Raw genomic sequence first — 26035 nt, forward strand, 5'->3', positions numbered from 1 at the left:
GATAGTATTCAAAAATATATAGTTGTTCTCAAAATCATAAACAGCCAGAGTTTATCATATTATGATTGACATGGTTCGGAGGTATTCTTAGACTCATGTATCAGTAAAACTTTTTCCTCTCTTCAGGCAAAAATAATAAAAGATGAAAAACAAAATTTGGTTTATGGAAGGTTTGTCCTCCCAGCGAGACATTATTCTCGGTGTGAAATCTTTTGCAGATAAACACAATAAAGATATTCTGGTTTTATCTTCTCACCGGAATGAACGAAATGAAATTCTCTCTGTTTCAGATCTCTCATTAATCGAACCTAAAAATGAAGATGACCGTCTTTCTTTCATTCACTCCGTCACGATGAACCATGGCATTAATGCGATTCATACCGGGCGAAACTGTAAATGGTTTGAAAGTCAGCGAGATGCCATTCAATCCCCGTCCGTGAGTCTGACAACAGGCGCGACCGGAACTGAATGGTTCGAGCTCGCTGACGAAAAAGTTACTTTCTCGGAGTACATGACAAAAAATGGACTCCCGGTTGTGCCGTCTGTGCGGGTCAACTCTCCCGATGAACTGAGTCATTTGCTCAGCCACTCCCCGTATCCTTCTGATCGTCTCTGTATTAAGCCCGTAACCGGTATTTATGGCATGGGATTCTGGCGTTTTGATGACGAGATTTCACCGGTCGCGTTTCTGAATAACCCCGACAGCCGGGTTATCCGTCCGTCACAGTATCTGGCCGCACATGCCCAAATGGAGACCTTTACACCTCAGGTTCTGATGCCTTATTTACCGGGGCCTGAATACTCCGTAGATATGGTGGTAAGTCAAGGGACTGTCCTGGCCGCCGTCGGGCGGCGTAAGGAGGGGGTGCTCCAGCATCTGGAGAATGAAGGGGAAGCGATTGAACTCGCCATCGCCTGCGCCCGCTTAATGAACGCCGACGGAATGGTCAACGTCCAGACCCGGCATAACGTTGAAGGCAATCCCCTGCTGCTTGAAATAAACATGCGCCCGTCAGGGGGCATTGGGTATACGCAGCACAGTGGCGTGAATCTGCCGGGTCTGTATGCCTTCCATACACTGGGGTTGATGGATGAGGATCAGGTCAGGCAGTCAGCGAAAACTGATTTTTCGCCTGCAGTCGTCCGCTCTGTCACCGACGTCATTCGCTACCCGGCATTATTGACCAACAGAATCGATTAATGGAGATAAATATGTCAGTAATGGATGGATGTTCCGTTTATCAAAAGACATTATCTTGTGGGCGGATTGAGGTAAGCAGCGAGGTGACCGATTATCCTCTTACTGATCTCTTTGATATCGCCGAACGGCGGAATCCTAAACGCGCATTTCTGTTTGTCAGTAAAGTGCTGGGTCGCCATATTCCTGTCTCGCCTCAGGTCATGCGCAACGTTTACACACAGCTGGCGGAGCAGTTCCTTGGGACACTGGACGGGCCGGTGGTCTTTATCGGGATGGCCGAGACGGCTGTTGGCCTTGGGGCGGGAGTGTTTGATGAGGTGCGTAAGCATCACCCTGATTGTGTCTATCTGACATCAACCCGCCATCCGGTCGATGGCGAACTGCTGTGCGAGTTTAAAGAAGAGCACAGCCATGCCACTGACCACCTGATCTACTGTCCCTCCACACCGGATATGCGGCGCACAGTGGCAGAAGCTCAGACGCTGGTGCTGGTGGATGATGAAGCCACGACGGGGAAAACGTTTCTCAATCTTCTGGCCTCATTACGTGCATCGGGTGCACTCCGGAAGGTACGACGGGTTATTGCTGTCACGCTGACTGACTGGAGCGGAGAGGCCCTCAGTCAGAACAGCCCCCTGCCCGTTCACGCTGTATCGCTCATCTCAGGCAACTGGCGCTGGACACCCGAACCGGATGCCCCGCTGCCCGTCATGCCCCCGGTTAATGTGACCTCCAGGGGGAACGTCCCGATCACCGGCAAACAATCCTGGGGGCGACTCGGGATGCAGATACCGGCCAGTGACCTGGGCCTTAAGGTTAAGGTTTCGCACGGGGAAAATATTCTGGTGCTGGGCACCGGCGAATTCGTCTGGGAACCGTTCCTGCTGGCTGAACGTCTGGGATCGGCGGGCGCTCAGGTCCTTTACAGTTCCACCACCCGATCACCGATTTCAACCGGCTTTGCAATCCAGTCCGCCATTGCTTTCAGCGATAATTACGGCCTGGGTATCCCGAATTTTGTCTATAACGTCGCCCACCAGCGGTTTGACCGCATCCTGCTTTGCACAGAAACTCCGGCGTCGAGCGTGGACCCCCGCCTGCTTGAGGCGCTTTCCGCCGTCGCTCCTGCCGTAGAGGTGATTACCTATGAATAAGCCCGTCGTATTCAGCGACCTCGATGACACCCTGTTCCAGACCCGCCGAAAAATGGTGGATGAACTTGCCCTTGAACCCTTCCGGACCGGCGCACTGGATCGCAGTCTCACACCTCGCAGCTTTATGACCGAAGAGCAGGCCATGCTGGTGGACTGGTTGCTGGAGCATGCGGATCTCATTCCGGTGACGGCCAGAGGAACGGAAGAAATCAGCCGGGTGCAGATCCCCTTCCGTTCCTGGGCCGTAACCACTCATGGTGCGGTGATCCTTCGTCCTGATGGTACGCCAGACCGCGACTGGAAAGCCCATATGCTGGAGAGCCTGTCCTCCTACGCCGACCGCTTAACGTCAATGCAACATATCATTACCGAACTCATGGAAGCACGGGGCATCAATGCCTGGGCACGGCTCAACTACGAATATGATGGTACGCCGGTGTATCTGGTCATGAAGCACTGCGACAGCACGAAGCTTGATGAACTGAACGCTATCGGGGATGAGATCGAGCGCGTCTTTTCGACCGAAGGGTTTTACATCCACCGCAACAGCAACAACATTGCCTGGTTACCCTGCCCGGTAGAAAAAGGACTGGCCGTTTCCTGGTTGCTGGAAAAACTCCGTCAGGAGCGCGGGGTTTTCCCGGTGATAGGGCTGGGTGACAGCCTGAGTGACCATCGGTTCATGAAACTGTGCAGCTGGTTTGGTCTCCCACGCCAGAGCCAGTTTGCTGAGGCTATTTCACAGCATATTTTTGGAGAGCAATAACATGTCTCACATCACTTCGTTTTCTGGTTCGTATCAACCGGACGATGTTCAGTTTTTGCTGAAACCCATTGCTATGGAGATGACGCCGGTTGACCTGAAGGAAGAACTGATTCAGTCAGGGAAAATGCATTACTCCGACATGCTGAGTCAGGAGCCTGAGCCAACCCGCTGGCATCTGGATCTTTTCACCCGTGCGCTGGACGCGGGGGCAGCACGGCTGGCGCGGGAGGTCTCTCAGCTTAGCCGTGAACTGGCCTTACGCGCCGGTGATGACCCCGTGGTTCTGGTCAGTCTGGTCAGAGCCGGTGTCCCTCTTGGTGTGATGCTCCATCAGGCGCTACGGGCAATGGGAAAACGGTCTTACCATTACGGTATCAGCATTATCCGCGATCGGGGTATTGACGCTGCGGCGCTCGACTACATCGAATCACGTCATGGCACAAAGGGCATTGTGTTTGTCGACGGCTGGACGGGAAAAGGAGCCATTACCGGCGAATTGTCACGCACGCTGAAGGACCGCCCCGGCTACCCGGCACAACCTCGTCTGGTTGTGCTGGCAGATCCCTGCGGATGTGCCTGGCTTGCCGCCAGTGACGATGACTGGTTGATCCCATTCGGTATCATGGGTGCTCCTGTATCAGGTCTGATTTCACGTTCTGTCTGGGCCGAAGAAGGCCTGCACGGGTGCGTGGTATGCGACCACCTTCAGTCTTTTGAATGCAGTCAGCTGCTGGTGGACACGGTAGCAAATTTCCGGGAACAATTTGACGGACAAGACCTGCCACCTACCGGCTGGGACGTCGGGAACAATGCAGCGCGCTGGCAGCTGAGCAGGGACGTCATCGGAGGGCTGGCTGAACAGTATGAGGTGGACAGTATTAACAGGATCAAACCGGGCATCGCTGAAGCGACCCGGGCGGTTCTGCGTCGTGTGCCAGATCATGTGTTTGTCCGGCAGATGGATGACCCGGATGTCGCGCTTCTGGTCGGTCTGGCAAAAGAGAAAGGCATCGCGGTGACGGAAGCCGGGGATGCTCTCGGCCAGTATCGTGCAGTTACCATCATCAAAAAGGTACGCTGATGAAAAAACAATTCACCCCATGGGAACTGGGCGCAACGCTGTACATGCCTGCAACCCGAAAGGATCTTGTTGAAGTGGTGCTGGACGGGAAAATACCCGGTCTGCGGTCTCTGGTGGTGTGCCTGGAAGATGCCGTCAGCGAACATGATGTTCCTTTTGCTCTTCAGAATCTCTCACTGTTTTTGCAACAGCTGAATGAAGCTAAATTTCGCCACGGAAACGACGAATGGCCGTTGGTCTTTATTCGCCCCCGTCATCCGGACATGGGGCGCTGGCTGACAACGAATGTGGATCTTAGTGCGGTCGATGGTTTTGTCCTGCCAAAGTTTACCCGCTCCACGCTGCCGGTGTGGTGGGACATTATGGCCGATACCGGGTTGAGCATGATGCCGACACTTGAAACCGAAGATGTCTATGACGTGCTGAAAATGCAGGATCTGGCCTCTGAGCTGTCGAACCACGCCTGTCGGGAACGTATTATTGCACTGCGTATCGGGGGGAACGATTTGATGAACGTGGTCTCTCTGCGACGTCCACGGTCTTTGACTCTTTATGACACGCCGATGGGATATGTCATTAAAATGCTGGTTTCGGTATTTGCCCCGCGTGATTTTGCGCTGACGGCCCCCGTGTGCGAACACATTGATGACCACGGGATTATGGCGCGTGAGCTGGCGATGGATATTGCTCACGGGCTGGTGGGGAAAACAGCAATTCATCCGGACCAGATCAGTATCATTGAGGGGGCACTGAAGGTTTCTCCAGGCGAACATTCTGACGCACTGCGAATTCTGAACTCCACGCAGGCGGTCTTTAAATCACAGGGTGCGATGTGTGAACCGGCGACCCACCGGCGGTGGGCTCAAGGCATCCTGGCCCGGGGCCAGGTTTACGGACTGACGACCGGACAGAACACAGACGGGATCAGGCTGCTCCCGTTCTCTCAACAGCAATAAGGGGCAGTACATGGGATTCAGATTCAGGAAGTCGATCAGTATCATTCCCGGCGTCAGGATAAACCTGAGTAACGGCACGCCCAGTCTGAGCATCGGCCCGCGCGGGGCGTCTCTTTCTGTTGGAAAACGTGGCACTTATGCCAATCTGGGACTTCCCGGTACCGGGCTGAGTTACCGTACACGAATAGACCAGACTGCACGGGGGCGTCAGGACAACAGTACGCAGACAGTTCCGGGGGTGAGGGAAGATCTTGAGCAGGAAGCTGAAAGACTGATGTCTGTCCTGAATGCCATCACGAATATTCATGAACTCTCCCCGTCTCCGGCTGACGGAAACACCTGGGCATCGCTCGAAGCGCATTATCTTCAGCTCCATCAGGGGGAATTCGACCTGCCCGCGCCCGTACGTCCGTCAAAACCTGAGTATTCCCCCCTCCCGCACGCTCCTGATGAACATTCCGGGCGAGGTTTTCTGGGTGGACTGTTTGAAACCGAATCCGCCCGGATTGAGCGACAGAATGCTAACCATAGTCGGTGGCAACAGGAAGTCGCAGATATTGATCGAGAAAACACGCTTCTTCAGCACCGGTATGAGACACAACGTGTGGCCTGGGCTGAACAGTATGCAGAATGGCAATTCCAGGCCCAGGAGCATAAGAAGAAATCAGCACTTTCGGTGGCCGGTACCCGCGCACAATTCCGTACTGACGCCCGATTCTTTGAAAACTGTCTCGCAGAGGTGTTCGCGCAGACGGAATGGCCGCGAGAAACCCTGGTGACCTTTGAGGTTCGACCTGACGAATCCACTATCTGGATCGATGTTGATTTACCTGAAATTGAGGATATGCCTGATAAGGTGTATGCCGTCAACGCCCGGGGTACGGATATTACGGAGAAAGCGATGACACAAAAAGCGGTCCGGGGAAATTATGCGAGACACGTCCACGGCATCCTGATGCGTTTAGCTGCTATCGCATTTCAGACCCTTCCGTTTGAGTTTGTCGTGCTTTCCGGCTTTACTCAGAGGGTCAGCAAACATACGGGGTACCTTGAGAATGAATACATTCTTTCCTGCAGGATAGACCGCCATCATATGGAAAAAATAAATTACACGAACCTTGAAGATGTGGATCCTATTGCGGTACTGAGTGTTCAGCCACTTATCCGGAAAATGAGTACCACTTTCCTGTTTCAGCCCATTGATCCTATTACGTTAAATGCAGGCTCCAGTTGACTATGCAACTCAATTCCCGACAGGAACGAATTTATACTCTGGCAAATTTACTGGGTACGGGAAAACCCGTTTCTGCGGAAAAAATCATCGGAACACTGGGTTGTTCCGAACCCACCCTTAGCCGGGCGCTAAAGGAACTTCGCGAATCTTATGCTGCGGATATCAAATACAGTAAGGCTGGTCATTCTTATCAGCTTGTGTCTTTCGGACAACTTGATAAAAAAACATTACGCCGGATGAATGAAGCACTCTCTCAACATGCTGAACTACGGTCTCAGGGTATTTCGACAAAAGTGTTGCTGGATAAAGACCTGAAAACGACGGTCTCATTATCCATTCGACGTCGGATACTTCGGAAAATCGACAGACTAGCGAAACTCACCGGCACATCCCGAAGCGAGGCGGTTGAGACACTGGCTGAAATGAAGATCGAGGACTTTATTAAGGTCCATCAGTTTAAGAACCGTCCTGAGTAGTCCATTCAGGGAAGAAAACCGAACCATAAAAAGTGACTTAACATTCCAGTTGAAAAGAGTCTCGACTCATAACCTGGATGCCGGATGTCCGCTCCCTCCGGTATGCCGTCGTTAACCAGGGTACCAGGTCAAAGAAATCATTCAGAGTTATGTTCAGCCCTCATGGATTCAGGCGCTCTCATTCCCATGGTGATGTGCGGTTCAGCAGGTTATCTATTCGTACCTTGCGTTCCGGCGTTATTGGGGCGTCAAGCTCCTCAATAAACGCCTCAAACTGATTGTCATCGAGGAGGAACAGGCATTGATCAAGCTGAAAGTCCTTTGCTACCCTGCAGGCAACCTCAAGCATAAAATCGGTCCGTGATTTCATTTGAGAAAGTCAAAATCTTCCCGACGCTGAGCTTCCAGACCATGATTTTTCTGAATCGCCAGAATTGTCTGGTCGGCGGCGTGTAATTTATCCTGCAATTCCTGGCCTCCCGCTTCCCCGTTATAAAACGATGGAGGAGTAGAGAGAATGGCCTCCATAACATCCATCAATGACGCGACCTCCTCACCGCTCAGTGTGCCGCAGTCATATATCAGATCGTTATGCAGCTTTGAAATATGTCCTGCCATCGTCATTGAGTACGCCATTCCATTTTTCGCTCTGGGGGTTGACGATGTTTCAGTAAGCAAACGCCAGTATTCGAACACAGATCGGGCAGTGGTGATTAACCTCCGGGTGTATTCCTCTGAGCTAAAAAGACGGGAGCTGACCGTAAAGGGGAGTTTTCCGTTTTCAGCAATATACTGATAGAGCAAAGTAATGGCCTGTGTGGGGTTGGTTCCCAGCAGTTTCATTGTTTCATCCGTGCGTTGTTTGAGTTCGTCATCAATGCGAACGCTGATCTGTGACAGTGCCATACATACTACCCGTGTAGTGAGTTTGCTATACAACATATCACAGTGACATTTGTGTAGCAACTATGCTACACGCTTAGTTCTCATCCTGGACATTTCAGGGGTCGTCTCAGAATTCGGAAAATAAAGCACGCTAAGGCGTAGTCACCCCGTGACTCCCCCGCGCCGATGCAGCGAGCTTCGTTCCGTCTTGCAGTGACGCAATCAGCGGGCAGGAAACGTTCCCTTTCCGCGCATGGCAGGCGCACACCAGTTCAGACAGCACGGCCTCCATGCGTGCCAAGTCGGCCATCTTCTCGCGCACATCCTTGAGCTTGTGCTCGGCCAGGCCGCTGGCTTCCTCGCAATGGGTGCCATCCTCCAGCCGCAGTAGCTCGGCGATTTCGTCCAGGCTAAAGCCCAGCCGCTGGGCCGATTTCACGAACCGCACTCGTGTTACATCCGCCTCGCCATAGCGGCGAATGCTGCCATAGGGCTTGTCTGGCTCCGGCAGCAGGCCCTTGCGCTGGTAGAACCGGATGGTCTCCACATTGACCCCGGCCGCCTTGGCAAAAACGCCAATGGTCAGATTCTCAAAATTAATTTGCATATCGCTTGACTCCGTACATAACTACGGAAGTAAGCTTAAGCTATCCAAACCAAATTTGAAAGGACAAGCGTATGTCTGAACCACAAAAGTCTGAACCACAAAACGGGCGCGGCGCGCTCTTCGCCGGTGGGCTGGCCGCCATTCTTGCGTCGGCCTGCTGCCTGGGGCCGCTGGTTTTGATCGCCTTGGGGTTCAGCGGGGCATGGATCGGCAACCTGACGGTGCTGGAACCCTATCGCCCGATCTTCATCGGCGCAGCGCTGGTCGCGCTGTTTTTCGCCTGGCGGCGCATCTACCGCCCGGCGCAAGCCTGCAAACCGGGTGAGGTCTGCGCGATTCCCCAAGTGCGAGCTACTTACGGGGTCTGAGGTCCAACCATGCGAAAAACCACGTTAAGAAAGCAACCTTCTGAAAAGGCGACGTTTATCAGTTTTTTTTCCGGCCATAAAGGGGGCGGAAATTATTCCCTGCACGGGTATTCGCAAGGATTTCGGTAGTGCTCTGGCTCTGCCCCCCATAACCTGGCGGACAGAGCATGATTGGGAAAGCGGTACCCTCACGGCAGAAACGATTGACGCAGGCTATATTTCTATTATTCTGGAAATATAGATAAAGGAGGTATTATGGATTTAAACACTGCTGCAAACGCACTTCGAGAACTGGGCCACCCGACACGTCTCAGCATATACCGGGAGCTGGTCAGGGCGGGTCATGAAGGCCTGCCGGTTGGCGAACTGCAGAAGCACCTTGAGATTCCTGCCTCCACGCTCAGCCATCATCTTTCAGCGCTGATATCCGCTGGACGGCACTGTTGCAAATAGTCGGTGGTGATAAACTTATCATCCCCTTTTGCTGATGGAGCTGCACATGAACCCATTCAAAGGCCGGCATTTTCAGCGTGACATCATTCTGTGGGCCGTACGCTGGTACTGCAAATACGGCATCAGTTACCGTGAGCTGCAGGAGATGCTGGCTGAACGCGGAGTGAATGTCGATCACTCCACGATTTACCGCTGGGTTCAGCGTTATGCGCCTGAAATGGAAAAACGGCTGCGCTGGTACTGGCGTAACCCTTCCGATCTTTGCCCGTGGCACATGGATGAAACCTACGTGAAGGTCAATGGCCGCTGGGCGTATCTGTACCGGGCCGTCGACAGCCGGGGCCGCACTGTCGATTTTTATCTCTCCTCCCGTCGTAACAGCAAAGCTGCATACCGGTTTCTGGGTAAAATCCTCAACAACGTGAAGAAGTGGCAGATCCCGCGATTCATCAACACGGATAAAGCGCCCGCCTATGGTCGCGCGCTTGCTCTGCTCAAACGCGAAGGCCGGTGCCCGTCTGACGTTGAACACCGACAGATTAAGTACCGGAACAACGTGATTGAATGCGATCATGGCAAACTGAAACGGATAATCGGCGCCACGCTGGGATTTAAATCCATGAAGACGGCTTACGCCACCATCAAAGGTATTGAGGTGATGCGTGCACTACGCAAAGGCCAGGCCTCAGCATTTTATTATGGTGATCCCCTGGGCGAAATGCGCCTGGTAAGCAGAGTTTTTGAAATGTAAGGCCTTTGAATAAGACAAAAGGCTGCCTCATCGCTAACTTTGCAACAGTGCCGGACATAGATCCAAAACAAACCCCGGACGACGCAGCATATGCCTGGAGTAACATTGTAGACGACGCCAGAAGTAATCAGGCGGTACCGGCATTGTCCTTGTATTCAGGTAATCACTGGTCTACGGCAAAGGAAATTTTAAACTCAACCAGAAATCTGGAGTTGTGGATAATCTCTGCCGGGATGGGTTTTTTAAATTGTAGAGATCGGGTGCCCTCTTACGAGGCGACATTTCATCAAGTACCATTCAGGCATGATCTCTGGTGGAAAGCCATCACAAAATCACTAGGAAAGCATAACCGTTGCGCAACTATAAGCCAGTTAATGCAGTCCAGTCCGAATGATGAATATTTGATTGCGGCTTCGCCTGTTTATATTGCTGCTGTCCAGAATGACATCCTGAAGGGCATTGAGAGTTTGACTCATCCTCTTACGCAACTAACGATCGTGACATCAGGGGCATATGCTGGCCCACTTGAAGAATACTTAATTAAGAGTTCTTCGGTAATGACTCCAACTTATTGATAGTGTTTTATGTTCAGATAATGCCCGATGACTTTGTCATGCAGCTCCACCGATTTTGAGAACGACAGCGACGTCCGTCCCAGCCGTGCCAGGTGCTGCCTCAGATTCAGGTTATGCCGCTCAATTCGCTGCGTATATCGCTTGCTGATTACGTGCAGCTTTCCCTTCAGGCGGGATTCATACAGCGGCCAGCCATCCGTCATCCATATCACCACGTCAAAGGGTGACAGCAGTCTCATAAGACGCCCCAGCGTCGCCATAGTGCGTTCACCGAATACGTGCGCAACAACCGTCTTCCGGAGCCTGTCATACGCGTAAAACAGCCAGCGCTGGCGCGATTTAGCCCCGACGTATCCCCACTGTTCGTCCATTTCCGCGCAGACGATGACGTCACTGCCCGGCTGTATGCGCGAGGTTACCGACTGCGGCCTGAGTTTTTTAAATGGCGGAAAATCGTGTTGAGGCCAACGCCCATAATGCGGGCGGTTGCCCGGCATCCAACGCCATTCATGGCCATATCAATGATTTTCTGGTGCGTACCGGGTTGAGAGGCTGTGTATGTGAACTGTAACTGCCATGTTTTACGGCAGTGAGAGCAGAGATAGCGCTGATGTCCGGCAGTACTTTTACCGTTACGCACCACCCCGTCAGTAGCTGAACAGGAGGGACAGCTGATAGAAACAGAAGCCACTGGAGCACCTCAAAAACACCATCATACACTAAATCAGTAAGTTGGCAGCATCACCCGCAGGGGGAACTGACGAAAGTAAAACATTAACAGGCACTGTGTCCTGGGTTATCACGCCGGCAACAGATAATCCGTCCCCGCTGATGCCCGTGATAAAAAAAGGCGGAGTACCCGTAGAGTCATTTACCGTCAGTCTGACAAATGCCCAGATTCAGAGCGATGATTTTACCGTGAGCCTGACCGGAAATGAGTATCCTGGTGCATATTCATGGACAATGAATATCACCACGACAATAGAGTGAATCAGTCATTACACGAATACAGGATGGAGAGGTGTAGCATGGAATCAATGATGGTTAAACCGGTATTTCTGATATTGCTGGGTTGTGTACTGCAGGCACAGGCCGCCAGCGACAGCACATTTATTACATTCAACGGCACAGTATTAGCCAACACCTGTACTCTCAGCACCGGCTCAAGAGACCAGATTATGGTGCTTGGCAGCATTGCCGATCGGGACATTAAAGGTAAGGGAACCACTGGCGGTGAGAAGGAAGTCAATATGGTTCTCAGGGACTGTGGGGCGTCAGCCACTGCTGTGGTTGTCAGCGTACAGGGGGAGGCAGATAACGATGACGCGCTGGCATTCAGAAATGCCCTTCCGGAGAGCGAAGGGGGAGCAGCCGGCGTTGGGCTCTATTTTTATCAGACCGACGGGAAAACTCAATTCAGTCCTGACGGTTCGGTCACACAAATCAGCGCACTGACGCCCTCCGCAGATAATACTTTAATCTACAAGGCCGCGTATGCCGGAACGAAAGATTCTGTGGTTGCAGGGAAATTCAGTACTGTTGTCAATGTGAACTTTGAATATCAGTAATACTGTGTGGAGAACATATGCAGAACAGACTATTTAGCAGAGTCGCAGCCATCTTTATATTCACTGGGCTGTATTGTGGCAAAGGTATTAGTGCAGAAATTGAAGCGTACAGTGTACCGGTGACGCAATCGTTCGACGTAAATTATGGTTATCATATTTATTCCGGGCAGACAGGAATCAAATGTTCCACTGCGGCTCAATCTAATAAACTATCTCTGATAGCCCACTATACACATCGTGATTACAGCGTTCCATGTGATGGCTCAACAACATGGAGTGGGGACGGTACACCCTCGGATGGCGCCTGGTCATTACGGGTAACCCTGATAAATGAAGGGATCAACAACGAGTCAGTATATATCGAATATGGAAAACATGGTACGAATGCTCAGTGGGCAAGTTTTCACCGCAGTATACCCGGACGAAGCACATGTGGGTTAACTTATGAGCCCACAGTCAAAATCGGTGATATGACTCCGGGGTACGCCCCTTCTCCCGTCAGGGTTTTGGGTGCTGGCGCCGGCAATGGACAGATGTCGCTTAGGCCGATTAGTACAGATTCTTATGGCTCCTTTATCTCCAATAGCGACGGAAAAAAAATATACATGGCAGTGAAGTCTACAGAAGGTGAAAACTGGAATAACGTAAACCAGGTCTGGGAAGGAACAAATAAACAGGACTATTATTTACACCTCCATGCACCTGCACGCGACTCTGAAGGCGTGTATGAAGGCATAATGCAGGTGTCACTGACCTGTCTGTAAACGACAGCAATTAATAAATAGCGATAAAATCCTGACAATAAATAATGTGATACCTGACGACATATCATTGATATTCCCTTAATAATAAACAATTCCAGGAGGTATTGATAATAAAACAAGACGTATAATGCAGAGGGTACTCGCTCTCTGAGATCAATTTTTGAAATAAATAACCTGCTTTTGTGTCCGGAAACACAAATGCGGACTGCTGTCTATTACCATATAAAGAGATATGATGATGAAAAAACTAATGTTACTGCTGTCACTGGTATCAGTGAGCGCCTTTGCTTCTACTGAGGTCTGTGTTAAGGCCACCGATGCCCAGATTGAGGGGCTTTTTGAGCGCTGGAATGAGACCCTGAAATCCGGTGACGCAAAAAAAGTGTCGGCGAACTATTTAAGTGACGCGGTTCTTCTTCCGACGGTGTCGAATAAAGTAAGACTGACAGATGCCGAGCGAGTGGATTACTTTGAGCACTTCCTTGAGAAAAAACCCACAGGAAAAATTGACAGCCGGACAATACGTACCGGCTGTAACAAGGCTATCGACAGTGGAGTGTATACCTTCACTTTCGCAGATAAATCCACTGTAACGGCACGCTATACCTTCACGTATGCCTGGGACGGGAAAGACTGGAAAATTTCTTCTCATCACTCTTCAGCCATGCCGGAAGGCTGAAGGGACTAGTTTCCCGTCATTCCGTTTAAATTAAGTTATAATAATACAATCTGCAGATTGTATGTGGATTGTATTATGTTACCCATGTCATTAAAAGGTTAACTGTAACTGATATATATTCAGGGAGCACTCACATGGTCTATTTTATCCTGTCATTATCTATTGTGTGTGAGGTTATTGCCACGACCTCATTAAAAGAGTCCGATGGGTTCTCCAGGCTCATCCCGTCGGTTCTCACTGTGTTATTTTACGCAGCGGCGTTTTATCTGCTCACGATACCCATGAAACAGATCCCGACAGGTATTATTTATGCTGTCTGGTCAGGTGCGGGGATAGTGCTGATTAGCTTAATCGGGTGGATTTATCACGGGCAGAAAATCGATCTGCCGGGGATCACGGGGATAGGTTTTATTGTGGCGGGCGTATTAATCATAAATATCTTCTCCAGATCAGTCACGCATTAGGCGGTGTGCAGACTGTCCGCTGTTCTCCCTGCCCCACAGCGCATCAGGCTGTTTTGTTAATTAATGACACGGGCATGGGATATTGTTGCACGGTACCGGGAGAGACGGATCCTGAGCCCTGGAAAGACTAGGACTCATACATTTCAAGCTTACCTCTTTCCAGTTGCAGGGAACCCGCCTCTTTAAGTTTTTTCATGATCCGGCACAACGTGCTTTTTGAAAGGTATGAGCTGTTAATCAGAAAGTACAGCAGGGAGAATCTTTTTCTGATGTGTGACGGATAGGCATTCCAGCGTTCAATCATGTTTTTTGTGTGAGTTTCAGTACATGAATTCTGTGCTTCTATATAACTGAGAATTTCCGTGTGATACCCGGAAATGACAGCCATGACATCAGGCAGCAAGTCACGGTAATTGACTAAACTCCAGAAGTGATTGTACTCAATGGCAGAAATTTTTCCGTGATCAATTTTTTCAAGATAAAGGGGAAGTGAATTCGCAGTGGGAATGAGTCCGATGACAAAAGGACCTGAAATGATAGTGATTATTTTATTATCTTTCCTGGTTCTCACCAGAAAATCACCTTCTTCTATGAAGAATACCTTACGTTTCACGCCATCGGAAAATTCAAAGATTTGTTTTCCTTTAGACATTTTATCAAATTTTGCGGGAAAGCAGTCACGCTGCATATTTTGCATTAAGACGGAATGACCCGGTAACGTATGAGCAATCATGGAGTAGCCTCAGGTGTCAGTAATAAGATCAAAAAAGAGTCAGGTGCCAGACCTCGTTCGATTAACAGATTATGAAAAAAACCATCGGTGTGAAATTAAAATCTATAATATAGCAATATTCAGGATATAATCCTGTAATTTATATCCTATTTATAACTGTGCTCTGCCACCGGGTCTTGCCAGGAAGAATTCCGTCATTGTACTATTGCCCGTCAGCAGTGTTTTTCCGGCGGGTCATAATGATTTTATCCCTCTACACAAAATTCTGGATTGCTTATGATCTTCTCGATATCAGACATCATCATCTTTAACACCCTGGACGGTACCCTGACATTAACCGGCGAACAGCGACAGATAAAACTGCCGTTGCCGGCCTGCAGATTACTCGAAACGCTGCTATCAGAACCGGGAAAAATTTATGACCGGGAGTTCCTGTTAACCGAAGTCTGGGATAAACAGGGTCTGACCGGTTCAAACGGTAATCTGAACCAGTACATCAGTATTTTACGCCGCCATTTCAGCACGCTTGGCCTGGATGATCTGATCCAGACGGTTCCACGCATCGGGTTTATGATTAATAAAGATATCGAGGTCACCGTATCTGATGTGTCTAATGATGCCCGCACCGCAACGGATCTTTTTCCCGCCGAACCTCCCGGCAAAAGGAATCTGTATCTGGTTGGATTAGCGTTCCTGACGGTTTGTTCAGCCCTGTTTTGTGTGTACTCCCTGATGTTTAATGCTGCGCCGTCTGAAGTCAAAATTGTAAAATCCATGTATAAGGGATGCAATATTAACTACCTTTCTCCTTTCAGTAATTATGAAGTACAAAAACTCAATGTGGTTGTGGCGGATCTGCTTTCTTCACATGCGATACAATGCAATACCAGTAATATTGTTTTCTTTGACTATTATAAGTCTGTCAATTCCGCTGATTTTGGCAGAGCCTTGCTCTCAGTGTGTCAGAAAGGTCAGGCGGACTCAGCCCTGAAATGCAATAGTTTTTATTATTATAATTTAAAAGCATAATGGAGGCCTGATGAAAAGATATATATCATTATCCATTCTGTCGGTTTTAATTGTTTTTTTTATTGCCGCAGGTCTGTTTTACAAACCGTCGACACATTACCCGTTTAAGTGCTACGGATTCATAGAATATAACCTGGTTCTTGATAATAAAGAGGTACAACTGAACCTTTCGCAGGACATCCGGCTTTATGATGATAAAACAGGTGAGATCTCATTCAGTGGCAGAGTGATGTATGATAACAGGAACACGGTTTTCAATCGTAAGATCATGCTCACCAATACCTCCAGACTTGATGAAGACACACTGAAATTCACTATTAAAAAGACCGTGAAATCACTCTCGGATAATACGCCGGATGATGTTTACAATTTACTGATGGATGAATATGTTGCCTCTCAGCACACCATACAAATTGATCTGATTGAGATTGTGTCTGGCCTTTGGGTCATCGGATCACCGACGTCTTTTATTATGATATGCCAAGCGTACTAGCGTTCCCGTTGTCAGGGGGGCCGGGTAATGATATTCATCATTTCTGCAGCCTCCTTATTCACACCATGTCACCCGATTTCATTCGTCTCCGGAGAGTCGGTTTCCGGAACAGCGGAAGAAAAAGCAGACCTGACGAGGGTCTGCTTTCAGTTCCTGAGACTCATCAGATGGCGTTAAGCCACACCATCCCGTATTTTTGCTCACGCGCTTCGAACGCCTGGCGTCCCCCTTCAAGCACATCACATATAGCCTTGCACATACTGTTTGGCGCCCCGTGATCTCCGTATTCCAGCGCCCCGCTACGGTAACTGATGACTTCATCATTATTGGCCGCGATGATGACCTGTTCAGCATCACAGTTAACCACCAGGTTGGCGTTATGCGTCACGATGATGACCTGCCGGTACTGTTTTATTTTTCTGAAAAGTGGGACCAGACTATGCATGATGAATTCATTGTCCAGGTCATCTTCCGGCTGATCAAATACAAACGGCGATCCGAAGGCATCTGCCGCCAGTTTAAGGCAGACATAGAAGGTCCCCCGTTGCCCGGCTGACAGTTTTTCCACGGTTTTACCTTTGTCTTCAAATTCCGCCCTGACGTTCAGATAGCGCTGGATCTGCTCCGGACTGAACAGATAACTGAGAAGTGCATCCGGTCCCTGACTGTTAAAATATTCGTCGCGCCAGAAAAACGCCTCGAGGGTCAGTTTATTGTCCGGGCATTCCGGCAGAACCAGCATGGGTTCATTTGCCAGCAGGGCCCGGAACTCATCAATGCTGCTGATCCTGAACACCTCCCGCAGCCTGTCCTGGGTAGTCAGCTCCCCGGTCGCCCTGAACCGGCCCCGGTTCAGATAACTGAGCATCCCGTTGTAAAAGGCCGTGACATCAAAGTGAGGCTGGCCGTAAATGCGGATATCCGTAAGAATGTCCTGTATCAGGGCCTGCTGATCCTGCGTCAGATGCGGTTTTGTGGTCAGCGATGCGAAAGCCGTGTCGATCACGCCCTGTCTGGACAGCAATCCATACATGAATTCAGCCGCAAGCCTGGCGCGTTGTTCCAGTCCGCTCCAAGACGGTATGCATGAAGGGTTTCTGCCAGGCTAATCCTGGCTCTCGTTAATCTGGATATGTACCGGAAGACCCGCGTCATAACAGGTCTGATACAAGTCAGCCACCTGCAGGGGATCGCCTTCCATTATCTGACGTATTCCACCTGCATTCGTCACTTGCAGACAGGTGGAGCCGTCGAGCCGGATCACGTAGGCTGCCTGACAGATACGGTGAAGGCTGTCACCGAGAAAAACCTCCACCGCCTCACCGGTTGTCGACTCGCGCAAGGGCAGACTGTGCACCTTCAACTGGCGCTGGCGGGAGATTTCGTCATCACGGGCTGCCTGATAAAGCGGTTCCGCCACATCGCGTCCGGCCCCGGTCAGCTCCACGGCCAGCTGCTGGTTAGGCGCGCGCAGGGTGCGCAGCCAGCCCGCTGCTTCCATGCGCCGGCAGGAGGCGCGCAGGTTCGGCCCGTACACCGGGGCGTCCCCGCCCTGTTCCAGCACCCGCTCAATATCCCGCGTGGCCACCGGCCCCGGACGTTTCGAATCCAGGGCGGCCAGCACAATCAGCACCCGCCGCTGCAGCGGTGACGGGCGTCGCGCCTGTGTCATTGCTTATCCGTCTCCGGCCAGATGAGTTTTCTGAGACGCTGATGATCGACGTCAATGAGCGCTTTGGTTTGTTCGTAATTTTTCATTGGCGCACCAGTAATCGCCAGTTCATACCAGAATTGCAGAAGGGTGCTGGCCATACTCGATTCGCTGATGTATTTAGCGCCCTGACTGTCCAGCTCGCATTCACGGATACGTTCTTCCGCTATCCGGGTCAGCTGCTCATAGCTGAGTGAAAAATTCACTTCTTTCTCATCCATCCTGCACGCTCCGTCTGATAATGTCCGGTTTAGTCAAAAATCATACTTCATATGATTCATGTATTAACTGTAGAATATCATATCAGATATGATTATTATGAATAACGATAAATATCACACACAGTATGATTTTATGCGTTTTGTTTATTTATCATATTTCTTACCGTTTTCCCGCCACGCAGATCCGAAAAGATGCTTAGGCGGTTCTTTTGCGGCTGACATTCTTTTGAGTTTTAATGACGTGATATAGCAAGCCCACACAGAGGGAAAGAGGAATGAGCCAGCAACTGCGCAAGCGGTCTGACATTGAGAAAAAGGTTGCGGCCGGAGAGGCTGTTAAGGAACAGCCGCGTCAGCTAATCAGGGACACTATCACCGGGAAAATCATTTCTAACGAGCGGGTGCCTGAAACGCTCCCGGCCTGCCTGATAGCGATGCAGTCGAATACGCTTGTCTACAACGATGTAGATGTGGAGGCCTTTCAGCGGGAAGTCCGTCAGCAGGTATCACAGATACTGGACGCCATCAGGGATGAGCGATTTGAAAATGCCGGCATAGCCTATCAGCAGTTTATAGACCAGTATGATGCGTGTTTCGAAACGCCTTCCGTGGATGTACTTGGTGAGGTGAAACGACGTGGTATAGATCTTTATGCGGTGCTGGAACATCAGGGAACCCGTCTTACGGCAGAAATGTGCGTTGGAGGTAGTCATGATCGAGCGTCTGAACGCAGCTTTAATGCCGTCACCGAGGCTCATATCAATCTGTTGTTCTATATGCTCACGCTGAATCTGGCGATCCATAACAAGATTGATAATGTCCAGAAACAGCTACGTACTAAACTCGGTTTTCTGGAAGAGCGGCTCAGAACGTTGCTTAACGAGTACATCTATGCAAATCAACTTGGCCGGATCGTTCTGGACGGGTTACATGCAAGCGAGACCCTTTATGGCTGGATTTTGCTTGAAAAAAATGACCTGGATGCTGCCCGGTTGATTTATAAGAATGATTTAAAGCTGAATAACGAAATGAAGTTTGCCGAGCTTCATGCAGAGGTGATGAGCATCTACCAAAAGAGATACACATCTGAAACGCCTGAAGATCTTCGGAATAGAGCTTTCTCAAGGTGTGGGTTATCCGAAGACAGAGCACAATTCGCTTTTAAGCTGTGTTATTACCTTCACCAGACAGGACAGATTAGGAAGTATATCGATGAGCTGACGCTGGGTGCTGATAACAACGACACGAGTGACGCTACCGTGGATGTCCGGTCCCTCCTGGTTCCCTCTGCATCCGGGCTCGCAACTCAATGAAAGACGAAATAGCACGACAGATCGCCGGACTTATTGAGCTGAACAAATTTAATGGCTATACGCTGGTCAGCGGAGAAGACTGGCAGAAGCCTACAGTCACCGAAATCCTGCTGGTCCGGGGATTTATCCCCCTGACTGACAACCAGCTGGCTAACCGACTGGATGTGGACGAACGCACCATCCGTAAGTGGAAATCAGGAGAGACCAGTATGGTGTACACCACCTGGTGCTGCCTGTGCTGGCTGGCTGGGCTGGGGATGCCGCTCGATAACATTATCAGTGGCTGAAGATTCGCTTCCAGATGCGTCTGAAAATGAATCGTCTCTGATATCGGCAGCGGGAACGGATGATATGAGGGAGACGGTCATAGTTTTTCCAGAACAATGTCCAGCCCTGATACCCCTTGACCACTAATAGGATGAAGCAGCCGGCTTTGAAGATGCCATATGCGATGGCGGTGAGGATTAGAAATACAGTCATACGATTTTCCTTATGTAAAACTGTATTTAGAAAATCCGATGCGGCCTTTAAGGCCGGACTGTAAAAAAACCTGAAAAAAGTTTCTCTTTCCTCTTTGTTGCTATTACTGGCTTTGTCAGCCTTGAATTTTGCTTTTTATGCAATATTCCCCTAATGACAACTATCCAGAATTTTTTTGTGCTTCTGCAAAAATCCTTCTTCTCTTCTCCTGAGATCCGAAACTCATTGAGTCGGAAGACTGGGTACCTCTTCAGAACGCAGAATCACCTGAGTTACCAGAACAGCAGACGTAAAAAAGGCCGCTGAAGCGGCCTGATTAAATTATCCGGGCAATTCACTCAGCCTGGAAGTTTTTCAAGGAACTGGAGGACTGCCTTCTGGTATGCAGTCCAGTTTTTAGCGCTTTCCCACGGGGTTGAACCGTCGTTATAAAAATAAATATCGCTATCGAGTAATCCCGGAGCACCTGCAAGAAGATGATCACCGTAATCAGCGTATTCCGCGCCGTGGCCACCGGCCTGCGCCATAAATCCCAGAGGTTTATATTCACGATTAAGAAGCAGATATTTACCGGGTTCATGTTCTCGGACAGAGTACGGCAAATTGAATCGCATTAGCCATTTCATGGCATCGGTCTTACTGTTTCTGATTTTAAATCCGCGAAAATCATTTTCAAAACAATGTACTACCGTTTCAAGTCTGCTCTTTAGCGTTTGCATGTATCATCCTTTGTGCATTTGCCACGATGGGAATTAATTGCTTACAGCGCAGCTTCGAGGATACAGGATTCAGACAGTTACTTATAGCGATGCCTGAGAGAATGGCCAGTACATCTGACAACGCAGCAGGCTGAATTCCCGGATGTTGAATAATGACCCTCAATGCCACTCCCACCTTCAGCGCCTGTGGAACTGTCGTTCCACTCCTCGTCACGTCCGGTTCCGTGAGAGCGCTGGACCTGCTCCGGACTGAACTGATAGCTGAGGAGTGCCTCTGGTCTCTGACTGTTAAAATAATTGTCTCGTCAGAAAAACGCCTCAAGGGTCCGGATATTCCGGCATAACCAGCATGGGGTCATTTGCCTGTAGGGCCTGGAACTCATCAATGCAGCTGATCCTGAACACCTCCCGCGGTCTGTCGACGGTAGTCAGCTCCTTGTCGATTATTTATTCCTTTGTTTGTGACATCTACTTCTGATACCAGAGCAAAAATCTAATCCATATGTATATGAAATAATTTGTTGTTTAAAAAATGAGATTTAATATCCTTAGCCAGGACACCAGAATATACCTGGTAGAATGCACGAGCATATTGATTTTTTCGTGTATCAGTGGTTAAAACCGGACGGTATGCATATTTCAGAAACATCTAATCACCTAAATTTTTCAGTAAGTTACACATAACCCCCCCCACTATTAAGAATTACTCTCAACACTATTTGTATCGTGCAGTATCAGGAATGATCGTGGTTGCTGACACAATAACGAAAATCCTGCATTTTTGTAATCGACCTCATCTATCACTACATTATTGCAACTTATTGGACACATTTAATCATGTGCTTAACAATGTACTTGCAAGTGAGTTTTTATCTCATACAAAAAAATGATTGTTTTCAATAGTCGAAATTTCTCATCAAGGCTCTGATTTGATAAGAAATAATTAATTATCAGTGTATTATCGGGGTTAAGGTGAACTATGTTCGGATTAGATGCCTTCCATTTGGCCAGGGTACAGTTTGCATTTACTGTTTCCTTCCACATTATTTTCCCAGCAATAACCATTGGTCTGGCCAGTTTCCTGGCCGTGCTCGAAGGGTTATGGTTAAAGACACGAAATGACACTTACAAGGAGCTCTATCACTTCTGGTCAAAAATTTTTGCAGTAAACTTTGGTATGGGTGTTGTTTCCGGTCTGGTTATGGCTTATCAGTTTGGTACCAACTGGAGTGGCTTCTCACAGTTTGCAGGGAGTATCACCGGTCCATTGCTGACCTACGAAGTTCTGACTGCGTTCTTCCTTGAAGCGGGTTTCCTTGGTGTCATGCTGTTTGGCTGGAATCGTGTTGGCCCCGGTCTGCACTTCTTTGCTACCTGTATGGTGGCGCTGGGGACACTGTTTTCCACGTTCTGGATCCTGTCATCCAATAGCTGGATGCAGACTCCACAGGGTTATGCCATCGAGAATGGTGTTGTTATCCCTGTAGACTGGCTGAAAATTATCTTTAACCCTTCCTTCCCGTTCCGCCTGTTACATATGTCCACTGCGGCTTTCCTTGCAAGCGCTTTTTTTGTCGGAGCATCAGCAGCATGGCATCTGCTAAAAGGCAATGATACTCCCGCTATTCGCAAAATGTTCTCTATGGCATTGTGGATGGCATTAATCGTTTCCCCGATCCAGGCCGTTATCGGTGATGCGCATGGTCTGAATACTCTTGAGCACCAGCCGGCAAAAATCGCTGCGATTGAAGGACACTGGGAAAATAAACCTGGTGAAGCAACCCCTCTGGTTCTGTTTGGCCTGCCAGATATGAATGCAGAAGAGACGAAGTACAAAATAGAGGTCCCTTATCTTGGCAGTATTATCCTTACACACAGCCTTGATAAGCAGGTGCCTGCCCTGAAGAGTTTCCCTAAAGAAGATCGTCCTAACTCCACTATCATATTCTGGTCTTTCCGCGTAATGGCTGGCTTAGGGATGCTGATGATTCTTCTCGGGGTGGTCAGCGTATGGCTGCGCTGGCGGAAACGTCTCTATACATCTAAACCGTTCCTCTATTTTTCTCTCTTCATGGGGCCTTCGGGACTGATTGCGTTACTGGCCGGTTGGTTCACAACTGAAATAGGTCGTCAACCATGGGTCGTTTATGGCGTACAGCGAACGAAAGATGCTGTTTCTGCACATGGCGATTTACATATGTCAATCAGCTTACTGGCGTTTCTTCTTGTTTACACCTCAGTCTTTGGCGTCGGTTATATATATCTCGTACGTCTGATCAAAAAAGGGCCTGTACATGCTGAGGAGCATCAGGAGGTAACGGATGGAACACCTGCCCGTCCTCTGTCAGCGGTAAATGAGGGTTTGGCAACACGTGGGAGAGACAAATAATGGGTATTGATCTGTCAATTATCTGGTTTGTCATCATCGTCTTCGCTACGTTGATGTATATAGTGATGGATGGATTTGATCTGGGAATCGGTATTTTGTTCCCGTTTCATAAGCACGATGTCGATCGCGATACAATGATGAATACCGTTGCGCCGGTATGGGATGGCAACGAAACCTGGATGGTACTGGGGGGAGCGGCATTGTACGGCGCGTTTCCTCTGGCTTACGCTGTTATCATTGATGCTCTTAGTATTCCGCTTACCGCAATGTTACTTGGGCTTATCTTTCGTGGTGTGGCCTTCGAGTTTCGTTTTAAAGCAATCCCGGAACATCGACCTATCTGGGACAAAGCATTTATAGTCGGCTCTGTACTGGCCACTTTCAGTCAGGGTGTTGCAGTCGGAACCTTATTAAATGGATTGAGTGTGTCCGGACGTGCATTTAGCGGTTCTGCATTGGTTTGGCTCGCCCCGTTCCCTCTGTTCTGCGGATTGGGACTGGTACTGGCCTATGCCCTGCTGGGTTGCACCTGGCTGATTATGAAAACAGAAGACTCGCTTCACCGCAGGATGTCAGAGCTTGCAACTCCGTTAACCATTGGTTTACTGGCAGTTATTGCAATTATCAGTGTCTGGACCCCATTGACTCATCCTGAGATTGCCAGTCGCTGGTTCAGTATGCCAAATGTCATCTTTTTCCTGCCTGTACCATTGCTGGTCCTTGTTTGTTGCTGGGGTATCGTTCGCAGTGTTTATAGCCGTCGATCCAGCTTTGGTCCCTTTATGCTGACGTTAGGATTAATCTTCCTTGGTTTCAGTGGTCTTGGGATCAGTATCTGGCCATATATCATACCGCCTTCTGTAACCATCTGGCAGGCCGCGTCACCTCCTCAGAGTCAGGGCTTTATGCTAATAGGTGGCTTGTTGATTATCCCTGTAATCCTGATGTACACCTGCTGGAGTTACTATGTATTCCGGGGGAAGGTAAAAACTGGCGACGGTTATCACTAATGGTGAGGTCAATGGAGAAACTTAAATGAAAACCGTTGATGAAACACCTCGTCCATTCTGGAAAAAATTGATGTGGCTGGTGATTATCTGGGCTGTCAGTGTAATGGCGTTGGGGGTCGTTGCCACAATATTCAAATTGCTAATGACAGCCGCTGGGATGAAAACTCACTAACGTTTAAATCGGGTTACCTCTGGTAACCCGATTTTCTTAGTATCAAAAAGACATGTTTATGGTCAATTTCTCTGGTCAGAAGTGATTTAAATTTCTGACCATGAACTTGTACAACTTTCCTTCAGATATAATTCAGATAACGGTGTAAAAAGGAGAATGCTTACATACGAGCTTTGTAGAGCTCAATAATCTCCGAAAGGCTTGCCTGACGAGGATTGGTTAAAGAACAAGCATCATTTAGTGCATTTTGTGCCATAAATGCAAGTTTATCCTCCGTTACACCAAGATCAGCCAGGCGTTGATTCGTACCGACTTTTTGCGACAACATCTCAATTGCTTCGATAGCAGAATTAATGGCCTGCTCCTGAGTCATTGTTGAGACATCAATCCCCATTGCCCGGGCGATTTCAACAAAACGATCGGGAACCTTTTTCGCATTAAATCGGGATACTTCACCCAGCAGGATCGCATTACACAAACCGTGAGACAGATTATAAACGCCACCTAACTGGTGAGCCATTGAATGGACATAACCAAGAGACGCGTTTGAAAATGCCATTCCAGCCAGATATTCACCATATTGCATGGCATCACGTGCTTCGCGGTTTTGGCCATCATCTACAACGTCTTTAAGATTATTAACAATAATTTCAATTGCTTTGATAGCACAAGCATCAGTAACAGGCGTAGCTGCTGTTGATACATACGCTTCAATTGCATGAGTTAAGGCATCCATACCTGTAGTTGCCGTAAGGAACGCAGGCATTGCGACCATAAGTTCAGAATCGTTAACCGCAATGATAGGCGTAAAGTGCTTATCCACTACCGGGTATTTAGTTTCATCTTCCTGGTTAGTGACGATTGCAAATACGGTCATTTCCGATGCCGTACCCGCTGTCGTATTTACAGTAACTAATGGTAATTGTGGTTTTTTGGACAGATGCACACCTTTCGAGTAATCCCGAATATGCCCACCATTAGTGGCCACCAATGCAATACCTTTAGCTGTATCGTGAGAAGACCCCCCACCAAAGGAAATGACAAAATCAGCATTACTTTTTGCAAGCAAGGCTAAACCGTCATCAATATTTTTCTCTGTTGGATTAGGTTGAACACCATCAAATATTGCATAACTAATTTTATGCGCCTCAAGCTCATCTGTCAGTTTGTTAACCAGTCCCGTGTCAGCCAAAACACGGTCAGTGACGATCAGCGCTTTTTTTAACTCCCTTGAAACAAGTTCATCCCCTAAAAGACGAATAGCATTAAGTCCCATTAGGGTTACAGGCGGCATATAAAATACATTACTCATAGTTAATATCCTTTCGTCAGTTTAAATATTAGAGAGGGCATTTTAAATCTTGATAGCCTTGTTGTTTCTGTGTGTACATCATCTGCTTCATATACTATACGGCAGTATAGTAACTGGCAATACCAATACTGTTGATAAGGATTAAAAAAAGATAAACACTTGATTTTTATCTGAAAATATTTTTTGATGTTTGATGAGGACTTGGGTTATCACTTCTGAGTAGTAACCTGTTGCGTGCGGGAAATATCTTCAGACAGGTCAGGTGACAACGCCGTACAGAATGGGCCTATACAGTGCTGTGGCCAGTCTCCAGTACCAGAACTGTCAGTTAGTACTGGTTTTCCGAACAGTGGGCGATTCTGCCCTATCGCCTGGACCGGTCTTGCGACGGTTTACAATTACAGATATCTGTAGGGTGAGGCGGCACCTGGAACACTGGTGCCGAGAATGATTACTGGATCAGAAAACTCA

Annotated in this window: 28 protein-coding genes and 4 pseudogenes; 22 read left to right on the forward strand and 10 right to left on the reverse strand. The window is 48.9% G+C overall.

Annotated features, from left to right (window positions below; all coding sequences use genetic code 11):
• Positions 1-142 precede the first annotated feature (142 nt).
• The 7 genes from Q1L34_RS27685 to Q1L34_RS27715 are packed head-to-tail and all read left to right on the forward strand — an operon-like array spanning position 143 to position 6868.
• A complete protein-coding gene (locus Q1L34_RS27685; RefSeq protein WP_014839885.1) occupies positions 143-1201 on the forward strand; it encodes an ATP-grasp domain-containing protein in 1059 nt (352 codons plus the stop codon).
• A gap of 11 nt (positions 1202-1212) precedes the next feature.
• The gene (locus tag Q1L34_RS27690; RefSeq protein WP_014839884.1) at positions 1213-2355 is read left to right on the forward strand and encodes a phosphoribosyltransferase domain-containing protein; all 1143 of its coding nucleotides are present in this window, start codon (positions 1213-1215) and stop codon (positions 2353-2355) included.
• A complete protein-coding gene (locus tag Q1L34_RS27695) occupies positions 2348-3121 on the forward strand; it encodes an HAD family hydrolase (protein ID WP_014839883.1) in 774 nt (257 codons plus the stop codon). The genes Q1L34_RS27690 and Q1L34_RS27695 overlap by 8 nt, the downstream gene beginning before the upstream one ends.
• Before the next feature lies 1 nt (position 3122).
• Entirely contained in the window at positions 3123-4202 is a 1080-nt protein-coding gene (locus Q1L34_RS27700; RefSeq protein WP_024266325.1) for a cysteine protease StiP family protein, read from the forward strand.
• Entirely contained in the window at positions 4202-5158 is a 957-nt protein-coding gene (locus tag Q1L34_RS27705; protein ID WP_014839882.1) for an HpcH/HpaI aldolase/citrate lyase family protein, read from the forward strand. Before Q1L34_RS27700 ends, Q1L34_RS27705 begins: the two co-directional genes overlap by 1 nt.
• Before the next feature lie 10 nt (positions 5159-5168).
• Complete coding sequence (locus Q1L34_RS27710; protein ID WP_014839881.1) at positions 5169-6392, forward strand: DUF4236 domain-containing protein; 1224 nt, start codon at positions 5169-5171, stop codon at positions 6390-6392.
• A 2-nt stretch (positions 6393-6394) separates the two neighbouring features.
• Complete coding sequence (locus Q1L34_RS27715; RefSeq protein ID WP_017901328.1) at positions 6395-6868, forward strand: lipoate--protein ligase family protein; 474 nt, start codon at positions 6395-6397, stop codon at positions 6866-6868.
• Positions 6869-7046: 178 nt separating this feature from the next.
• Here Q1L34_RS27715 and Q1L34_RS27720 read toward each other — a convergent pair.
• The 3 genes and pseudogenes from Q1L34_RS27720 to merR form a co-directional block, all read right to left on the reverse strand.
• Positions 7047-7235: pseudogene (locus tag Q1L34_RS27720) on the reverse strand (type II toxin-antitoxin system TacA family antitoxin); the annotation flags it as partial.
• Positions 7235-7774: a type II toxin-antitoxin system RelB/DinJ family antitoxin gene (locus tag Q1L34_RS27725; RefSeq protein ID WP_017901326.1), complete on the reverse strand. Its 540-nt coding sequence runs from the start codon at positions 7772-7774 to the stop codon at positions 7235-7237. The gene Q1L34_RS27725 and the pseudogene Q1L34_RS27720, both read right to left, overlap by 1 nt.
• 130 nt (positions 7775-7904) lie before the next feature.
• A complete protein-coding gene (gene merR / locus Q1L34_RS27730; RefSeq protein WP_001166628.1) occupies positions 7905-8360 on the reverse strand; it encodes a mercury resistance transcriptional regulator MerR in 456 nt (151 codons plus the stop codon).
• Between the two features lie 71 nt (positions 8361-8431).
• Here merR and merT point away from each other — a divergent pair.
• From merT to Q1L34_RS27750, 4 genes and pseudogenes are all read left to right on the forward strand, one after another.
• Positions 8432-8719 (forward strand): annotated as a pseudogene (gene merT / locus Q1L34_RS27735) (mercuric ion transporter MerT); the annotation flags it as partial.
• A gap of 264 nt (positions 8720-8983) precedes the next feature.
• Positions 8984-9163 (forward strand): annotated as a pseudogene (locus tag Q1L34_RS27740) (ArsR/SmtB family transcription factor); the annotation flags it as partial.
• Between the two features lie 64 nt (positions 9164-9227).
• Positions 9228-9932 carry an IS6-like element IS26 family transposase gene (locus Q1L34_RS27745; protein ID WP_001067855.1) on the forward strand — a complete coding sequence of 235 codons (705 nt, stop codon included), beginning with the start codon at positions 9228-9230 and terminating at the stop codon, positions 9930-9932.
• A gap of 5 nt (positions 9933-9937) precedes the next feature.
• The gene (locus Q1L34_RS27750) at positions 9938-10507 is read left to right on the forward strand and encodes a hypothetical protein (RefSeq protein ID WP_048221193.1); all 570 of its coding nucleotides are present in this window, start codon (positions 9938-9940) and stop codon (positions 10505-10507) included.
• Here Q1L34_RS27750 and Q1L34_RS27755 read toward each other — a convergent pair.
• A protein-coding gene (locus Q1L34_RS27755) for an IS1-like element IS1B family transposase (protein WP_223822560.1) occupies positions 10501-11198 on the reverse strand; the annotation gives its coding sequence in 2 pieces (ribosomal slippage) (positions 10501-10949 and positions 10949-11198; 699 coding nt in all). The two genes, Q1L34_RS27750 and Q1L34_RS27755, sit on opposite strands and share 7 nt — an antisense overlap.
• Before the next feature lie 337 nt (positions 11199-11535).
• Between Q1L34_RS27755 and Q1L34_RS27760 the strand changes: the two genes are divergently transcribed.
• The 4 genes from Q1L34_RS27760 to Q1L34_RS27775 all read left to right on the forward strand — a co-directional run bounded on the left by Q1L34_RS27760 (position 11536) and on the right by Q1L34_RS27775 (position 13982).
• Positions 11536-12075 carry a fimbrial protein gene (locus tag Q1L34_RS27760; RefSeq protein WP_072210013.1) on the forward strand — a complete coding sequence of 180 codons (540 nt, stop codon included), beginning with the start codon at positions 11536-11538 and terminating at the stop codon, positions 12073-12075.
• Between the two features lie 17 nt (positions 12076-12092).
• Entirely contained in the window at positions 12093-12839 is a 747-nt protein-coding gene (locus tag Q1L34_RS27765) for a hypothetical protein (RefSeq protein WP_060635798.1), read from the forward strand.
• A 238-nt stretch (positions 12840-13077) separates the two neighbouring features.
• Positions 13078-13518 (forward strand): SgcJ/EcaC family oxidoreductase, encoded by a 441-nt coding sequence (locus Q1L34_RS27770; RefSeq protein WP_171817557.1) that lies wholly within the window; start codon positions 13078-13080, stop codon positions 13516-13518.
• A gap of 134 nt (positions 13519-13652) precedes the next feature.
• Positions 13653-13982 (forward strand): SMR family transporter, encoded by a 330-nt coding sequence (locus Q1L34_RS27775; RefSeq protein WP_042863089.1) that lies wholly within the window; start codon positions 13653-13655, stop codon positions 13980-13982.
• A 127-nt stretch (positions 13983-14109) separates the two neighbouring features.
• Here the strand turns inward: Q1L34_RS27775 and Q1L34_RS27780 are convergent, their stop codons facing one another.
• Entirely contained in the window at positions 14110-14715 is a 606-nt protein-coding gene (locus Q1L34_RS27780; RefSeq protein ID WP_042863090.1) for a cyclic nucleotide-binding domain-containing protein, read from the reverse strand.
• A 276-nt stretch (positions 14716-14991) separates the two neighbouring features.
• On the opposite strand from Q1L34_RS27780, the gene Q1L34_RS27785 reads away from it, so the two are divergent.
• Positions 14992-15744 carry a winged helix-turn-helix domain-containing protein gene (locus tag Q1L34_RS27785; RefSeq protein WP_052215425.1) on the forward strand — a complete coding sequence of 251 codons (753 nt, stop codon included), beginning with the start codon at positions 14992-14994 and terminating at the stop codon, positions 15742-15744.
• Between the two features lie 10 nt (positions 15745-15754).
• Positions 15755-16237, forward strand: coding sequence for a FidL-like protein (locus Q1L34_RS27790; RefSeq protein WP_042863091.1), 483 nt, complete (start codon positions 15755-15757; stop codon positions 16235-16237).
• 163 nt (positions 16238-16400) lie between these two features.
• Here the strand turns inward: Q1L34_RS27790 and Q1L34_RS27795 are convergent.
• From Q1L34_RS27795 to Q1L34_RS27805, 3 genes and pseudogenes are all read right to left on the reverse strand, one after another.
• Positions 16401-17303 (reverse strand): annotated as a pseudogene (locus tag Q1L34_RS27795) (TrlF family AAA-like ATPase); the annotation flags it as partial.
• A gap of 39 nt (positions 17304-17342) precedes the next feature.
• Positions 17343-17909 carry a hypothetical protein gene (locus tag Q1L34_RS27800; RefSeq protein WP_022646508.1) on the reverse strand — a complete coding sequence of 189 codons (567 nt, stop codon included), beginning with the start codon at positions 17907-17909 and terminating at the stop codon, positions 17343-17345.
• A complete protein-coding gene (locus tag Q1L34_RS27805; RefSeq protein ID WP_022646507.1) occupies positions 17906-18169 on the reverse strand; it encodes a hypothetical protein in 264 nt (87 codons plus the stop codon). The genes Q1L34_RS27800 and Q1L34_RS27805 overlap by 4 nt, the downstream gene beginning before the upstream one ends.
• A 275-nt stretch (positions 18170-18444) precedes the next feature.
• Here Q1L34_RS27805 and Q1L34_RS27810 point away from each other — a divergent pair, with 275 nt between their 5' ends.
• Both Q1L34_RS27810 and Q1L34_RS27815 read left to right on the forward strand, forming a co-directional pair.
• Positions 18445-19482 (forward strand): hypothetical protein, encoded by a 1038-nt coding sequence (locus Q1L34_RS27810; RefSeq protein ID WP_022646506.1) that lies wholly within the window; start codon positions 18445-18447, stop codon positions 19480-19482.
• Complete coding sequence (locus tag Q1L34_RS27815; protein WP_007372364.1) at positions 19479-19769, forward strand: helix-turn-helix domain-containing protein; 291 nt, start codon at positions 19479-19481, stop codon at positions 19767-19769. The genes Q1L34_RS27810 and Q1L34_RS27815 overlap by 4 nt, the downstream gene beginning before the upstream one ends.
• A 531-nt stretch (positions 19770-20300) precedes the next feature.
• On the opposite strand, the gene Q1L34_RS27820 is transcribed toward Q1L34_RS27815, so the two are convergent.
• A complete protein-coding gene (locus tag Q1L34_RS27820; RefSeq protein ID WP_007372363.1) occupies positions 20301-20681 on the reverse strand; it encodes a hypothetical protein in 381 nt (126 codons plus the stop codon).
• 979 nt (positions 20682-21660) lie between these two features.
• Here Q1L34_RS27820 and Q1L34_RS27825 point away from each other — a divergent pair.
• Genes Q1L34_RS27825 through Q1L34_RS27835 form a run of 3 tightly spaced genes read left to right on the forward strand, consistent with a single transcriptional unit; the run spans position 21661 to position 24252 of the window.
• Complete coding sequence (locus tag Q1L34_RS27825; RefSeq protein WP_007372362.1) at positions 21661-23070, forward strand: cytochrome ubiquinol oxidase subunit I; 1410 nt, start codon at positions 21661-21663, stop codon at positions 23068-23070.
• Entirely contained in the window at positions 23070-24080 is a 1011-nt protein-coding gene (gene cydB, locus Q1L34_RS27830) for a cytochrome d ubiquinol oxidase subunit II (RefSeq protein ID WP_007372361.1), read from the forward strand. Before Q1L34_RS27825 ends, cydB begins: the two co-directional genes overlap by 1 nt.
• Positions 24081-24105: 25 nt before the next feature.
• Positions 24106-24252, forward strand: a complete 147-nt coding sequence (locus Q1L34_RS27835; RefSeq protein WP_000859348.1) for a DUF2474 domain-containing protein — start codon at positions 24106-24108, stop codon at positions 24250-24252.
• Positions 24253-24412: 160 nt separating this feature from the next.
• Here the strand turns inward: Q1L34_RS27835 and Q1L34_RS27840 are convergent, their stop codons facing one another.
• Entirely contained in the window at positions 24413-25564 is a 1152-nt protein-coding gene (locus Q1L34_RS27840; RefSeq protein ID WP_007372360.1) for an iron-containing alcohol dehydrogenase, read from the reverse strand.
• Positions 25565-26035: the final 471 nt, after the last annotated feature.

This window comes from Klebsiella ornithinolytica, from assembly GCF_030505655.1.
Taxonomy (GTDB): Bacteria; Pseudomonadota; Gammaproteobacteria; order Enterobacterales; family Enterobacteriaceae; genus Klebsiella; species Klebsiella ornithinolytica.

Bases quoted from the DNA above. Each gene is read 5' to 3' on its own strand.
- Q1L34_RS27685 (WP_014839885.1), top strand. From the start codon at position 143: ATGAAAAACAAAATTTGGTTTATGGAAGGTTTGTCCTCCCAGCGAGAC.
- Q1L34_RS27690 (WP_014839884.1), top strand. From the start codon at position 1,213: ATGTCAGTAATGGATGGATGTTCCGTTTATCAAAAGACATTATCTTGT.
- Q1L34_RS27695 (WP_014839883.1), top strand. From the start codon at position 2,348: ATGAATAAGCCCGTCGTATTCAGCGACCTCGATGACACCCTGTTCCAG.
- Q1L34_RS27700 (WP_024266325.1), top strand. From the start codon at position 3,123: ATGTCTCACATCACTTCGTTTTCTGGTTCGTATCAACCGGACGATGTT.
- Q1L34_RS27705 (WP_014839882.1), top strand. From the start codon at position 4,202: ATGAAAAAACAATTCACCCCATGGGAACTGGGCGCAACGCTGTACATG.
- Q1L34_RS27710 (WP_014839881.1), top strand. From the start codon at position 5,169: ATGGGATTCAGATTCAGGAAGTCGATCAGTATCATTCCCGGCGTCAGG.
- Q1L34_RS27715 (WP_017901328.1), top strand. From the start codon at position 6,395: ATGCAACTCAATTCCCGACAGGAACGAATTTATACTCTGGCAAATTTA.
- Q1L34_RS27725 (WP_017901326.1), bottom strand. From the start codon at position 7,774: ATGGCACTGTCACAGATCAGCGTTCGCATTGATGACGAACTCAAACAA.
- merR (WP_001166628.1), bottom strand. From the start codon at position 8,360: ATGCAAATTAATTTTGAGAATCTGACCATTGGCGTTTTTGCCAAGGCG.
- Q1L34_RS27745 (WP_001067855.1), top strand. From the start codon at position 9,228: ATGAACCCATTCAAAGGCCGGCATTTTCAGCGTGACATCATTCTGTGG.
- Q1L34_RS27760 (WP_072210013.1), top strand. From the start codon at position 11,536: ATGGAATCAATGATGGTTAAACCGGTATTTCTGATATTGCTGGGTTGT.
- Q1L34_RS27765 (WP_060635798.1), top strand. From the start codon at position 12,093: ATGCAGAACAGACTATTTAGCAGAGTCGCAGCCATCTTTATATTCACT.
- Q1L34_RS27770 (WP_171817557.1), top strand. From the start codon at position 13,078: ATGAAAAAACTAATGTTACTGCTGTCACTGGTATCAGTGAGCGCCTTT.
- Q1L34_RS27775 (WP_042863089.1), top strand. From the start codon at position 13,653: ATGGTCTATTTTATCCTGTCATTATCTATTGTGTGTGAGGTTATTGCC.
- Q1L34_RS27780 (WP_042863090.1), bottom strand. From the start codon at position 14,715: ATGATTGCTCATACGTTACCGGGTCATTCCGTCTTAATGCAAAATATG.
- Q1L34_RS27785 (WP_052215425.1), top strand. From the start codon at position 14,992: ATGATCTTCTCGATATCAGACATCATCATCTTTAACACCCTGGACGGT.
- Q1L34_RS27790 (WP_042863091.1), top strand. From the start codon at position 15,755: ATGAAAAGATATATATCATTATCCATTCTGTCGGTTTTAATTGTTTTT.
- Q1L34_RS27800 (WP_022646508.1), bottom strand. From the start codon at position 17,909: ATGACACAGGCGCGACGCCCGTCACCGCTGCAGCGGCGGGTGCTGATT.
- Q1L34_RS27805 (WP_022646507.1), bottom strand. From the start codon at position 18,169: ATGGATGAGAAAGAAGTGAATTTTTCACTCAGCTATGAGCAGCTGACC.
- Q1L34_RS27810 (WP_022646506.1), top strand. From the start codon at position 18,445: ATGAGCCAGCAACTGCGCAAGCGGTCTGACATTGAGAAAAAGGTTGCG.
- Q1L34_RS27815 (WP_007372364.1), top strand. From the start codon at position 19,479: ATGAAAGACGAAATAGCACGACAGATCGCCGGACTTATTGAGCTGAAC.
- Q1L34_RS27820 (WP_007372363.1), bottom strand. From the start codon at position 20,681: ATGCAAACGCTAAAGAGCAGACTTGAAACGGTAGTACATTGTTTTGAA.
- Q1L34_RS27825 (WP_007372362.1), top strand. From the start codon at position 21,661: ATGTTCGGATTAGATGCCTTCCATTTGGCCAGGGTACAGTTTGCATTT.
- cydB (WP_007372361.1), top strand. From the start codon at position 23,070: ATGGGTATTGATCTGTCAATTATCTGGTTTGTCATCATCGTCTTCGCT.
- Q1L34_RS27835 (WP_000859348.1), top strand. From the start codon at position 24,106: ATGAAAACCGTTGATGAAACACCTCGTCCATTCTGGAAAAAATTGATG.
- Q1L34_RS27840 (WP_007372360.1), bottom strand. From the start codon at position 25,564: ATGAGTAATGTATTTTATATGCCGCCTGTAACCCTAATGGGACTTAAT.